The following is a 13929-nucleotide window of genomic DNA, read 5'->3' on the forward strand; positions in this document are numbered from 1 at the left end:
GATGAAAAAGCTCGCGCTTGGCTTAGGGATCGTCGCTTTGGCGATCTTTTCTTTTTTGTATATCCAACTTTATCGAGTACAAAATTCCATCGATAAACAACTAGCACAACAAAATATTACGGTTCAATCAGTCAATCTATCTCTATTTCCACCCGCACTTTCTCTCGAGAAAGTTCAGTCTGAACAATTTTCTGTGCAAAAGATCGAAAGTCAATTCAACCTTTTGCCACTTTTTTACGGTAATATTAACCTTTCCTCACTTCAACTTAAACAGCTCAAATTAAGCAATAAAGCACAAAATCTAGCCGATATAAAAATGCATTTTTCAGCGCTTTCTTTAACGCAATTATTGGCAAAAAAAATAATTTTAAATGGTAATAATCAAATATCTATTAAGTTAGAAAAACCATTTTATGGGAAAAATAAAATCTTTGATTTTACTTTTACTAAAGCTAATATTGACCTCTCTAATGAAAAATCATCGATCATTCAGTTTGTCAATGCCAAATTAAATAATCAATCACTTGGTTATATTGAAGCTCATGGTGATTTTAACAAGCCATTAAAACGGCTTGTTACCTATATCAAACCACAATGTGATAATAATTGTTTAGCTGTAGTTAATTATCAGGGTGTGGGTGATCAAAGCATGATCAATTTTTCTGGTAAGGATTTTCCTGTCAAGCCATTGCTTAGCTTATTGAGCTTTCCTGAAGCCTTGAGTGGTTACACTGATTTTAAAATCAATTTAGGTTTTAAAAATTCTGAAATAACACAAGGAAAATTCAATTTTCAGGCAAAAAATGGCGAAATTATCGGTATAAATTTGTTAGATATTGTCTCACAATATTTCCCGATTAATTACAGCAATGATTTATTAGCGAATAAAGAATTAAATACACAGTTTGAACAATTTCAAATACAACTCTCACTGTTAAAAGATCAATTAAATGCTGAAAAATTTGAATTAAAAACCCCCACACTTTTGGGAAGTGGTACGGGGGTTGTCTCATTAAATCAAATGCAATGTGATATAAATCTTACAGTACGTTCTATAAATAAAAATTATCAAAATCTTATCTTACCAATCCGATTCTTTGGGGATTGTTATTCACCTCAATATAAATTTAATTTTACAAAAGAATTTCGTCATCAACTCATAGACATCATAAAAGAGAAGCTACATTAATGTCATCACTAAATATAAGAAAAATTCAATTATGGCGAGTCCTATTAATGGCATTCGCAGGGTTTATTTTTAATACAACTGAATTCGTCCCTGTTGCAATGTTAAGTGATATAGCAACCAGTTTTGATATGCAAACTGCCGATACAGGACTAATGATGACTGTATATGCCTGGACAGTACTTATTGTATCTCTTCCAGCAATGCTTCTAACAGGTGAAATGGAGCGGAAAAATTTACTTACCAAGCTCTTTATTATTTTCATCATAGGGCATATTTTATCTGTTATAGCATGGAATTTCTGGATTCTACTTATTGCTCGAGTTTGCATTGCTATTGCCCATTCTGTCTTCTGGTCTATTACGGCTTCTCTTGTGATGCGAATCGCACCGAAAGATAAAAAGACACAAGCGCTAGGAATGCTTGCTATAGGAACATCCCTTGCAACAATTTTAGGGTTGCCTATTGGAAGAATTATAGGACAACTCGTAGGCTGGCGTGTTACTTTCGGAATTATTGCGCTTTTAGCATTCTTTATTATGCTACTAATAATTCAACTCTTACCAAAACTACCAAGTAAAAACGCAGGTTCTATTGCAAGCTTACCAATACTCGCTAAGCGTCCGTTACTCATTGGGCTTTATATCTCCACAATGCTGATTGTTGCCGCACATTTTACGGCTTATACTTATATTGAGCCTTTTATGATTGAAATAGGCCATTTGGATCCAAATTTTGCAACTTTTGTACTTCTTATTTTTGGTATATCTGGCATTTTAGCTAGCCTTTTATTCAATCGATTACACCGTTTTGGCCCGACTAAATTTGTTGTTGTCGCAATGGCTTTGCAAAGCCTTTCTCTCTTACTATTACTCCTTTCAACAGAATATATCATCACAATGCTTGCTCTTTCTTTTCTTTGGGGAATTGGTGTTGGTTGTATTGGTCTTGCTTTACAAATACGCGTATTAAGACTTGCACCTGATGCAACAGATGTGGCTACGGCTATTTACTCTGGTATTTATAATGCAGGTATCGGCACTGGGGCATTATTTGGAAATCTTGTGGCAACCCATATAGGGCTAGACAAAATTGGCTATATTGGCGCAATGTTAGGATTATGTAGTCTTATTCTTTTTATTGGGTCACATTTAAAATATCGTCATACATTTCTCTCTAAATAATTGAAGCCCTGAATATTCAACAAAAAATAACCGCACTTTAATTTCTCAAAGTGCGGTTAAATATTTCAAGATTTCAATTAGCCGTGATAACGCCCTACACCTAATTCATCTTCTTTACGTGTGCGATTCATCACTTCTTGCGGAGATTGCGCAATACGTAATCCCATTTCATCTTCAGTACGCACCACTTCACCACGTAGAGAATTAGTATAAACATCAGTGATTTTCACATCCACAAATTTACCAATCATTTCCGGAGAACCTTGGAAATTGACAATACGATTCGTTTCAGTACGTCCTGTTAATTCCATAATATCTTTCTTCGATGGTCCTTCAACTAACACGCGTTGTTCTGTGCCAAGCATACGACGGCTAAACTGTGCAGCTTGTTGATTAATACGCTCTTGTAACACATAAAGGCGCTGTTTCTTTTCATCTTCCGTCACATCATCTGGCATATCTGCAGCTGGCGTACCTGGTCGGGCTGAGTACACAAAACTAAAGCTCATATCAAAGTTCACTTGTGCAATCAAATTCATAGTTTGCTCAAAATCTTCCGCCGTTTCACCAGGGAAACCAACAATAAAGTCTGAGCTGATTTGAATATCTGGGCGCACAGCACGAAGTTTACGAATAATAGATTTATATTCTAATGCTGTATGACCACGTTTCATCATCGTTAATACACGGTCAGAACCTGCTTGGACTGGGAGATGTAAAAAACTCACCAATTCAGGCGTATCACGATATACATCAATAATATCATCTGTAAATTCTATTGGATGACTAGTTGTGAAACGTAAACGGTCAATACCATCGATAGAGGCCACGAGACGAAGCAACTCAGCAAAGCTACAAATTTGACCATCATGTGTCGGACCACGATAAGCATTCACGTTTTGACCAAGTAAGTTAACCTCACGCACACCTTGATCCGCAAGTTGCGCAATTTCAAATAAGACATCATCCACAGGACGGCTGACTTCTTCACCGCGTGTATAAGGTACAACACAGAAAGTACAGTATTTATTACAGCCTTCCATAATCGAAACAAATGCCGTTGGACCTTCTGCTCGAGGTTCAGGTAAGCGGTCAAATTTCTCAATTTCAGGGAAACTTACATCTACAACAGAACTCTTACCACCACGAATTTGGTTAATCATTTCGGGCAGACGGTGCAAAGTTTGTGGACCAAAAATAATATCTACATAAGGCGCACGATGACGAATATGTTCCCCTTCTTGAGAAGCCACACAGCCGCCCACGCCAATCACTAAATTTGGATTATTTTTCTTTAACTCTTTCCAACGACCAAGTTGGTGGAAAACTTTTTCTTGTGCTTTTTCACGAATAGAACAGGTATTCAATAATAATACGTCTGCTTCTTCAGGAATTTCGGTAAGTTCTAATCCATGAGTACTTAATAAAAGATCTGCCATTTTAGATGAATCGTATTCATTCATCTGGCAGCCCCAAGTTTTAATATGTAATTTTTGAGTCATTTTCTACAATATCGTCAGGTGTTATAAATAATTAGTTGAATAAAGCGGTCGGCTATTTTACAGGCTTGCAATAATTCTGGCTAGTAAATATTCGGTGAAAAAAAACATCAAAAATAAACCGCACTTTCGTGACAAGCAAAAAGTGCGGCTTAATTCAGAGCAGTTTTAAATTATTTCACTAATCCGCCACTGGCTTGTAAATCAGCATGATAAGAAGAACGAACAAATGGCCCACAAGCCGCATGTTCAAATCCCATTGCATTGGCTTTTTCACGGAATTCATCAAATTCAGCTGGCGGTACATAACGCGCAACAGGCAAATGATGGCGGCTAGGTTGAAGATATTGCCCCAACGTGAGCATTGTCACACCATTATCACGTAAATCTTGCATGACTTTTAAAATTTCCTCGTTAGTTTCACCTAATCCCACCATTAAACCAGATTTAGTTGGGATATTCGGGAACATTTCTTTAAATTCACGCAATAATTTAAGTGACCATTCGTAATCTGCCCCAGGACGAATCTCTTTATATAGGCGCGGGACATTTTCTAAATTATGGTTAAAAACATCTGGCGGATTATCTTTTAATTTTTCCAATGCCTGTGTAATGCGACCACGGAAATCGGGCACTAAAATTTCAATCTTAATGTCAGGATTAAGTTCGCGCACAGCTTTTACACATTCTGCAAAATGACCTGCGCCACGATCAGGCAAATCATCGCGATCCACCGATGTAATCACCACATATTTAAGTTTCATATCTTGAATTGTTTCAGCTAATTTTTGTGGTTCTTCAGGATCGGGTGGTAATGGCTTCCCATGCGCGACATCACAGAATGGACAACGGCGCGTACAAATTGCACCTAAAATCATAAAAGTTGCTGTTCCATGATTAAAACATTCGTGTAAATTTGGACAAGAAGCTTCTTCACACACAGAATGCAAACCATGACGACGCATTCCATTTTTGATGCTTTCAATTTTAAGTGAATTTGCCGGAAGTTTAATTTTCATCCATTCAGGCTTTTTCAATAGCTCTTGGTTTGGATCAATATTTTTTACTGGAATAATCGACGTTTTTGCCGCATCGCGATATTTTACACCGCGTTCCATTTTGAAAGGCGTTGACATAAGCGTTCCTAAATAAAAATGCCCAAACAGGGCATTTTTGATCATTAAATATTACAAATTTGTTACATTATAGCCTAAAAGCTCAGCAAAGTGTTTAATTAATTTTGGTGAAACCTTATCGCAATTAGCTTCATCTTGATTAACAAAATCCGCTAATTGACACATTTCAAGACCAACATAGCCACATGGATTAATATAATGAAATGGATTCAGATCCATATTGATATTCAATGCTAACCCGTGAAAAGAGCACCCACGACGAATACGCAGTCCAAGAGAACAAATCTTTTTTCCATCCACATACACGCCTGGTGCATCAGTTTTTGGATAGCTTTCAATACCATATTCAGCTAAAGTTTTTACCACCGTTTGTTCAAGTGCGGTAACTAATTGACGTACATTTAAATTCTCATGACGCTTAATATCAATGAGCACATACATCACTTGCTGACCGGGTGCATGATAGGTTATTTGCCCACCACGATCCGATTGCACTACAGGTATTTCACTACGTTGTAAAAGATGCTCTGGTTTACCTGCTTGCCCTTGGGTAAATACAGGAGGATGTTGTACCAACCAAATTTCGTCTTGCGTTTCCTCGGTGCGGCTATCTGTAAAATTCTGCATTTTATGCCAAATTTCTTGATAATCTTGCAACCCTAACTGACGAACGATAAGGGAATTATTCATACTAGATAACCATTTTTACGCCTTCAACTTTAGCAAGTTCTTTATAAAGTGTTTCTACTTGCTCAAAGTTTTCAGCAATAATGTCGATTGAAACCGAATTATAGGTACCTTTACTACTCCGTTTTTCCTTAGGAATATAATCGCCTTTAATGTATTTTTGAACGACTTGAATTAGATCTTGCGCTAATCCCTCGCGATTAATTCCAGCAACTTTAAATGTCATTTTTGCTGGAAATTCCATTAATTCTTTAAGTTTTGCGTAATCGTTTTCTGTTGTCATATTATTACCCAATAATAAAAATGATGTGTGGATGATACACCACCCACACATTATGAATGCCTCAGTTAAAAATGAAAAAAGTGCGGTAAGTTTCTGGCATATTTTATGCAAATAAGCCTTTTACAGTGAGCACGAGCCAATCCCAAGCTTTTCCGAAAATACCAGCTTCGCCCACTTCATCCATCACTTGTAAGTTTACCGCAGCAATATCTTTACCTTCTAATTGATAAATGACTTTACCAACGACTTGGCCTTTTGCTAAAGGCGCTTGTAAGTTTTTACTTTCTAACTCATATCGAGCTTTAAGCTCATTTTGTTTGCCTTTCGGAACAGTGATAAAACTATCTTGTAAGGTTCCTAATTTCACACTACCTTTATTACCGTAATAAACAGGTTGTTCTAAAACTTCTTTGCCTGCCTCTAACGTTTTAAATGTTTCGAAATTAGCAAAGCCCCATTGTAAAAGTTTTTTACTTTCTACTTCACGACCTTTGTAAGTTGGCACACCCATTACTACAGAAATTAAACGCATATTGTTTGGTGTAGTCGCTGAAGCAACTAAGTTATATCCGGCTTGGCTAGTATGGCCTGTTTTCATTCCATCAACATTGATGGTTTTATCCCATAATAAACCATTACGGTTAGGCTGTTTAATTTTATTAAATGTAAAATCTTTTTCTGAGTAAATTTTATATTCTTCAGGTAAATCACGAATAATATGTGCTCCAATAAGCGCCATATCACGAGCAGAAGAATATTGATTAGGATCATCCAAACCATGCGGCGTGGTGAAATTTGTATTTTTCAAACCAAATTGTTGAACATATTTGTTCATTGTTTCTACAAAGTTCGGTACATTGCCGGAGATATATTCAGCTAATGCTATTGTTGCATCATTGCCTGATACCACAATCACTCCACGATTCAAATCAGCCACTGATACCTGTGTATTTAAATCTAAAAACATTTTTGATGAGTCAGGGAAGTTACGCCCCCACGCACTCTGACCAATAGTTACCATATCGGTATTGTGAATTTTACCCTGTTTTAAAGCGGTCCCTACCACATAACTTGTCATCATTTTTGTTAATGATGCAGGATATTGACGCTGATCCGGATTAAGTGCGGTCAGAATCGCACCTGAATTGTAATCCATCAATACATAAGTTTGCGCTGTAATCTGTGGTGGTGTTATGCCATATTGCATATCTTCTGCAGAAGCAGCAAAAGTTACACTTGCCACTAATCCTGATAAAATTAAAATTCTTGTTGTTTTCGTTAACATAATGCATTCCTACAATAACTTAGTTTTTATATGTATAAACAATTAATGGCTTATTGCTCACCATTTTTTGTAATTGGCTTCTAACCTGAGTCAGTTGTTCCTTATTATCAAAAGGTCCAATATGAATTTCATATTTACTTCCAGCACGATTGACTTCAGTTTTCACATTTTCCAAAGATAATTGTGTGATCAACTTATCAGCCTGACTACGTGAAGTTAGCTCAAGCATTTTTAATCTATAACTATCTTTTTCAGAGATATTTTTTGCGGCTATCTGGCTGACTAATATATTTTTATTTAATCCCAAACGTTCTGCAGCCTCTTTTGTTTTAGCATGCATTGCTAAAGTTTTGGTTGCAGCCCCTGACAATTGTCCATTTTTCGCTACATGTAAAGCCTCAATTCTTACTTGTCCTGTTCCTCGAGCAATTAACCCTAATTCCTTAGCCGCCGCATGAGAAAGATCAATTAAACGTTTATCACTAAAAGGTCCTCGATCGTTAATACGTACAATCACTTTTCGATTATTATGTAAATTCGTCACCAAGGCATAAGAATTGATTGGAAGCGTTTTATGTGCTGCAGTAAATAGAGATGAATTATAAATATCTCCGCTTGCAGTTTTGTTTCCGTTAAACTTTAAATGATAATAACTAGCTAAACCCTCTTTACTGTAATTTTTTGCTTCATCAGCATCTTTTGTTGTATATATTTTTCCTTTCACAGAATACGCATTGGGAGCGGGAACAGTCGTAGCAATAGATAATTTATCGCCTTGAATACCATACATTTTCTGAGGATCCGCTTGTGATGGAAAAGTCGTCACTAATACAAAAAATGCAAATGCGGTTAAATTTAATAACATTTTTAATTTCATACGTCTCTCATTCTTTTATTTCATACTTATATAAGAAAAGCAAAAATGAAATTAGTTCCCTTTCATAAATTTGCTCTTATGTGTGTGAATTGACATAAGCAATCCAAAACTTGCCATAATAGCGACATATGACGTCCCGCCATAACTAAATAATGGCAAGGGAACACCTACCACAGGCAAAATACCACTTACCATTCCAATATTCACAAACACATATACAAAGAAAATTAGCGTCGTTGCGCCCGCTAAAATACGACCAAAAGAAGTTTGCGCATTTACAGCAATCATTAAACCTCGCACTATAATAAACATATAGATTACCATTAAAATGAGGAAACCGATCATCCCATGTTCTTCACCCATTACCGCAAAAATAAAATCGGTATGAGGTTCGGGTAAAAACTCAAGCTGAGATTGCGTACCCTGCATCCAGCCTTTTCCCCAAAGGCCACCAGACCCAATCGCAATCTTTGATTGTAAAATATGATAGCCAGCACCGAGAGGGTCTTTTTCTGGGTCCAATAATGTGAGAACGCGAGTGCGTTGATAATCGTGCATTAGATATAGCCACATGATCGGAATAAATCCAGCTAAGCCAATCACTGCAGCTAAAATCAACCACCAACTCATTCCAGCTAAAAATACTACAAATAAACCTGACGCACTTACCAAAATTGATGTACCTAAATCTGGTTGTATAGCTACAAGTAAAGTAGGAATCATAATCATTGCAATCGCAATAAATGTTTCACTTAATTTAGGTGGAAGTGGACGATTACCTAAATACACAGCGACCATTAATGGCACTGCAAGCTTCACAATTTCAGAGGGTTGGAAACGAATAAAACCAAGATCGAGCCAACGTTGAGCTCCTTTACTTGTCGTACCAATCGCATCCACTAAAACTAACATTGCAAATCCAATTAGATATAAATATGGCGCAATACGTTGATAAAACTTAGGCGGAAATTGCGCAATAATCAGCATGACCATAAATCCAAGCATCACCTGTATAATACGGTTTTGGAACATGGTTTCACTCGCACCAGTGGCGCTATAAAGCACAAGCATGCCATAGGCTGTTATTGCAACTAAGCCAATAAAAAGCCAAAAATCAATATGCAAACGTTGCCATACACGCAACCAGAAAGGGATTTTATCTTCCATTTATCTGCTCGCCCTCTTGTGGTAAATCTTCTTTTTGCTGAATATTTGCATTATATTTTTCAACTTGTGGTAAACGCTGATTTAAATAGTAATCCATCACTTTACGCGCTAACGGTGCGGCATTACTTGAACCACCGCCTGCATTCTCTAAAATAACTGTCACAACCAATCTAGGGTTTTCATAAGGTGCATATGCGGTAAACCATGCGTGATCGTGCAATTCTTTTTTCAATCCAGCCGCATTGTATTTTTCATTTTCTTTGAGACTAAAAACTTGTGCCGTACCAGACTTACCCGCAACTCTATAATTAGCACCGGCAAATGCCTTTCGTCCAGTGCCTGCAGCAGAATTAACAACATTATACATTCCACGTTTTGCTGCATCCCAATAATTTTGTTTTGGCTCACTAATATCAGGATAAATCAATGGATCTTTATAAGGTGATAATTCCGCACCTTCAATAGCTTTCATTAAATGTGGTGTATTTACTTTACCGTTATTGACTAATATTGCTGTTGCTTTTGCTACTTGTAACGGCGTAGCAGTCCAATAACCTTGCCCAATACCAACTGAAATCGTATCACCCAATACCCAAGGACGTTTATAGCGTTTTTGTTTCCATTCACGACTTGGCATATTGGCAGCCGCTTCTTCCTGAATTTCAATGCCTGTTGGCATGCCGAAACCAAAGCGTTTCATCCATTCCGAAAGACGGTCTATCCCCATATTATGAGCAACTTGATAAAAATAAGTATCGGATGATTCTGTAATCGCCTTATTTAAATCCGTATAGCCATGACCTGATTTTTTCCAATCGCGAAAACGTTTTGAGGTATTCGGTAAAATCCAATAACCTGGGTCAAAAATGGTTGTATTTTGCGTAATCACATTTTCAGTTTGTGCGGCTACGGAAATAAAAGGTTTCACTGTAGAAGCGGGGGGATATACACCCTGTGTAGCCCGGCTATACAATGGACGAGCTGGATCATTTAATAAACGTTTATAATCTTCAGATGAAATGCCATCCACAAAAAGATTATTATCATAACTCGGTGTCGAGACCATTGCTAACACGCCACTATCTTTTGGATCTAGAACAATAATTGCACCTTTTTGCCCAGATAAAAGCTCCGTAATATAGCGTTGTAATTCTAAATCAATGGTGAGATGAATACTTTTTCCTGCTACAGCTGGTTGTTCTCGTAATTTACGAATTACCTTTCCTCGGTTATTAATTTCAACCTCTTCAAATCCCGTTACACCATGTAAACTATCTTCATAATAACGCTCAATACCTAATTTTCCCATATCACTCGTTCCCGAGTAATTAGCAAATTTTTCCTCTTTTTTCAGGCGATCTACATCTTTATCATTAATTTTTCCCACATAACCTAAAATATGCGTCATAATCTCGCCATATAAGTAATAGCGTTTGAAATAAGGACGTACATCTAAACTCGGATATTGATAGCTACTCACTGCAAAACGTGCGATTTGTTCTTCTGTTAAATTCGGTTTCAATAAAATAGGCGTGTAACGCGTTCCGCGGCGACGTTCCTTTTTAAAATTTTCAATGTCATTATCCGTTAATCCCACAATGTAGCGTAATTCATCTAAAGTGCGGTCTAAATTTTCAGTTTTTTCTGGCACAATGTATAAACCAAAAAAAGTAAGATTTTCGGCTAATAATTTACCGTAACGGTCATAGATTAAGCCACGCGTTGGAGGTAAAGGTAATAATTTAATTCGGTTACCATTAGAACGCGTTTGGTAAGTATCGAAATTAACAATCTGTAGCTGATAAATATTAGTGAATAACACCCCTGTTAGTAGCAAAATCCCGAAAAAAGCCACTAAAGTTCGGCGTGCAAAAAGGTTACGCTCCGCTTTTTTATCGCGGAACGGCTCATGAGTTGAAGTATTGAAGAATCTTTTTAAATTCATCTGACTAAAAATGAGGATTTATTATTCTCGGTGATAAGGATGATTAGTGGTGAGTGACCATGCACGATACAAACTTTCAGCCACCACAACACGAACAAGCGGATGAGGTAATGTCAATGGTGAAAGCGACCAGCTTTGCTCTGCAGCGGCTTTACATTCAGGTGAAAGTCCCTCTGGCCCCCCAATCAACAAACATACATCACGGCCATCGTTTTTCCAGGCTTCTAATTGCTCGGCTAACTGTGGTGTGGTCCAAGGTTTACCTGGAATATCTAACGTCACAACTTTGCCTTTTCCACAGGCAGCTAACATCGCTTTGCCTTCTTGTTCTAAAATGCGTTTAATATCAGCATTTTTTCCACGCTTGCCTGCTGGGATTTCAATCAGTTCAAAAGGCATATCTTTTGGAAAACGGCGTTGATATTCCTCAAAACCCGTTGTAACCCAAGAAGGCATTTTTGTTCCGACAGCAATTAACGTGAGTTTCACAAGTCATCCTTATCTAAAAAGTGCGGTTATTTTTCACCGCACTTTACTAAAATTTACGCCCAAAGTTTCTCTAATTGATACATTTCACGCGCGTCACGTTGCATGATATGTACGATTGCTTGACCAAGATCCACCACAATCCAATCTGCAGTATTTTTACCTTCTTCACCAAAAGTTTCAAAACCTGCTTTTTTACATTCTGTAATTAAATTATCTGCCATTGCAGAAACTTGGCGGCTCGATGTACCCGTGCAAATAATCATATTATCCGTAATCGATGATTTTCCACGTACATCAAAATGTACAATATCTGTTCCTTTTAACCCATCTAAGGTTTCCATCAAAAATTCAACTAATGCCATTTTGTTCTCGCTTCGCAATAAAAGTGCGAGATTCTATCATTGAATACCCTCTCACGCAAAATCCACACAAAAAATAAGCGCGAAATTAACCGCGCTTTTGTTTGTATAAATTGAACTTATTTTGGCTATGCTGCCCACAATAGCACAGCTAATAACTGCGGCGACATTATCCGCAAGAACATCACCAATGGATACACAGTGGCATAAGAAAGTGCTGCTGCACCGTTATCTTCTTTAATTTCATTAGCAAATGCTAAAGCTGGAGGATCTGTCATGGAACCGGCAAGTAAACCACAGATTGTAAGGTAATTCAGTTTGCCATATAGACGAGCCAAAATACCGGTAATCATTAATGGAATAAAGGTGATAAAAATACCGTATCCCATCCATTCAAGGCCTGAGCCATTCAATAATGTGTCAAAGAAACTTCCACCTGATTTTAAACCTACCACTGCCAAGAAAAGAACAATCCCTATTTCACGCAATGCCAAGTTAGCGCTAGGTGGCATAAACCAGTAAAGTTTACCAATCGTACCAATTCTCGCTAAGATCAACGCAACCACCAATGGTCCGCCAGCAAGCCCTAATTTTAACGCAACAGGGAAACCTGGAATATAGAATGGAATCGAGCCAACGAGCACCCCTAAGCCAATACCGATGAAAACAGGTAACATTTGCACTTGAAGCAATTTTTGTTGTGCATTACCAATTACGGAAATAGCTTTGTTTAGCACATCGGTATGCCCTACCATATGAAGTACATCACCAAATTGTAAAGTTGTATTCGCTGTTGGCACTAATTCAATACCAGCACGATTCAAGCGAGAGATCACCACACCATATTTTTGATGAATACCCAAAGTGCGGATCTTTTTACCTAAGACTTTTTCATTAGTAACCACTACGCGTTCGGCACGAATCTCTCCACTATAAGAGAATGTTGGCGCATCTACCTCATGACCAATAATCAAGCGCATTTTTGAAAGAGCAGCATCATCGCCCACTAATTGCAAAATATCATTAGTACAAATTTCTGTGCTAGCCTTTGGAACGATTTCCATATCATCGCGTTTTAAACGTGAACATACGACTTCTTCATCACTAAATCCTGGAATTTGAATTAACGTAAGACCATCTAGATTTTGGTTCGTCACTTTTAAAGAAATATTATGTAAACTTTCTTTTTCTTGACCGCTCTCCACATTAAAACGTGCCGCTTCATCGTCCACTTTAACTTTAAAAAATAAGCGGATTAACCACATTGCAAGCAAAATACCACAAATCCCGAATGGATAAGCCATCGCATAAGACATCCCCATTGTCACTGTAGTTTGTTGCACGCCAAGTTCAGTCAAAATTTGCTGACCGGCACCAAGGGCTGGCGTGTTAGTTACCGCCCCAGCATAAATACCAAGTGCAATATCTAACGGAACATCCGCAACCTTATGCACAATCACCGCAGCAACAGAACCCAGAACAACGATTAAAATAGCAAACGCATTCAGTTTTAAACCTGATTTTCTTAAAGATGCAAAAAAACCAGGCCCAACTTGGATCCCAATCGTATAAACGAACAGAATCAGACCAAATTCCTGCACAAAATGCAGCGTACGCGCATCTAGTTGCAAGCCATATTGATTGGTGAAATGAGCCACAATGATGCCGCCAAACAGCACACCACCGATGCCAAGCCCAACCCCACGGATCTTCCAATGCCCGATCCATAAACCGATTACGGCAACGAGGGCAAGAAGACTAATCGTGATTGCAATATCACTCATATTGACCCCTTAAAAATGGAATTTAACTCTTTTGGATTGTATCCAAGT

At 37.7% G+C, this 13929-nt stretch carries 13 protein-coding genes; 2 read left to right on the forward strand and 11 right to left on the reverse strand.

Annotation, left to right across the window (positions count from 1 at the left end):
• Position 1: 1 nt before the first annotated feature.
• Together KKW16_RS03370 and KKW16_RS03375 are read left to right on the forward strand one after the other, a co-directional pair.
• The gene (locus KKW16_RS03370) at positions 2-1189 is read left to right on the forward strand and encodes a hypothetical protein (RefSeq protein WP_048953790.1); all 1188 of its coding nucleotides are present in this window, start codon (positions 2-4) and stop codon (positions 1187-1189) included.
• Positions 1189-2370, forward strand: a complete 1182-nt coding sequence (locus KKW16_RS03375; RefSeq protein ID WP_048953791.1) for a sugar transporter — start codon at positions 1189-1191, stop codon at positions 2368-2370. The genes KKW16_RS03370 and KKW16_RS03375 overlap by 1 nt, the downstream gene beginning before the upstream one ends.
• A 77-nt stretch (positions 2371-2447) precedes the next feature.
• On the opposite strand, the gene miaB is transcribed toward KKW16_RS03375, so the two are convergent.
• The 11 genes from miaB to KKW16_RS03430 form a co-directional block, all read right to left on the reverse strand.
• Positions 2448-3872 (reverse strand): tRNA (N6-isopentenyl adenosine(37)-C2)-methylthiotransferase MiaB, encoded by a 1425-nt coding sequence (miaB, locus tag KKW16_RS03380; protein WP_005630294.1) that lies wholly within the window; start codon positions 3870-3872, stop codon positions 2448-2450.
• A 170-nt stretch (positions 3873-4042) separates the two neighbouring features.
• A complete protein-coding gene (gene lipA / locus KKW16_RS03385; protein ID WP_048953794.1) occupies positions 4043-5005 on the reverse strand; it encodes a lipoyl synthase in 963 nt (320 codons plus the stop codon).
• 51 nt (positions 5006-5056) lie between these two features.
• Entirely contained in the window at positions 5057-5695 is a 639-nt protein-coding gene (gene lipB, locus KKW16_RS03390) for a lipoyl(octanoyl) transferase LipB (protein WP_048953796.1), read from the reverse strand.
• Between the two features lies 1 nt (position 5696).
• Entirely contained in the window at positions 5697-5975 is a 279-nt protein-coding gene (ybeD, locus tag KKW16_RS03395; protein WP_006995721.1) for a DUF493 family protein YbeD, read from the reverse strand.
• Positions 5976-6078: 103 nt separating this feature from the next.
• Positions 6079-7260: a serine hydrolase gene (locus KKW16_RS03400; RefSeq protein ID WP_140523769.1), complete on the reverse strand. Its 1182-nt coding sequence runs from the start codon at positions 7258-7260 to the stop codon at positions 6079-6081.
• Between the two features lie 19 nt (positions 7261-7279).
• Entirely contained in the window at positions 7280-8137 is an 858-nt protein-coding gene (locus KKW16_RS03405; protein WP_111407511.1) for a septal ring lytic transglycosylase RlpA family protein, read from the reverse strand.
• 51 nt (positions 8138-8188) lie between these two features.
• Positions 8189-9304 carry a rod shape-determining protein RodA gene (rodA, locus tag KKW16_RS03410; RefSeq protein ID WP_048953802.1) on the reverse strand — a complete coding sequence of 372 codons (1116 nt, stop codon included), beginning with the start codon at positions 9302-9304 and terminating at the stop codon, positions 8189-8191.
• The gene (gene mrdA, locus KKW16_RS03415; protein ID WP_215767919.1) at positions 9294-11249 is read right to left on the reverse strand and encodes a penicillin-binding protein 2; all 1956 of its coding nucleotides are present in this window, start codon (positions 11247-11249) and stop codon (positions 9294-9296) included. The genes rodA and mrdA overlap by 11 nt, the downstream gene beginning before the upstream one ends.
• A gap of 21 nt (positions 11250-11270) precedes the next feature.
• Entirely contained in the window at positions 11271-11738 is a 468-nt protein-coding gene (rlmH, locus tag KKW16_RS03420) for a 23S rRNA (pseudouridine(1915)-N(3))-methyltransferase RlmH (RefSeq protein ID WP_111407514.1), read from the reverse strand.
• A 53-nt stretch (positions 11739-11791) separates the two neighbouring features.
• Complete coding sequence (rsfS, locus tag KKW16_RS03425; protein WP_005635481.1) at positions 11792-12100, reverse strand: ribosome silencing factor; 309 nt, start codon at positions 12098-12100, stop codon at positions 11792-11794.
• A 125-nt stretch (positions 12101-12225) separates the two neighbouring features.
• Positions 12226-13881, reverse strand: a complete 1656-nt coding sequence (locus tag KKW16_RS03430) for a putative transporter (RefSeq protein ID WP_111407515.1) — start codon at positions 13879-13881, stop codon at positions 12226-12228.
• Positions 13882-13929: the final 48 nt, after the last annotated feature.

The sequence above is a fragment of the Haemophilus sp. SZY H8 genome (assembly GCF_018829755.1).
Classification (GTDB): domain Bacteria; phylum Pseudomonadota; class Gammaproteobacteria; order Enterobacterales; family Pasteurellaceae; genus Haemophilus; species Haemophilus haemolyticus_K.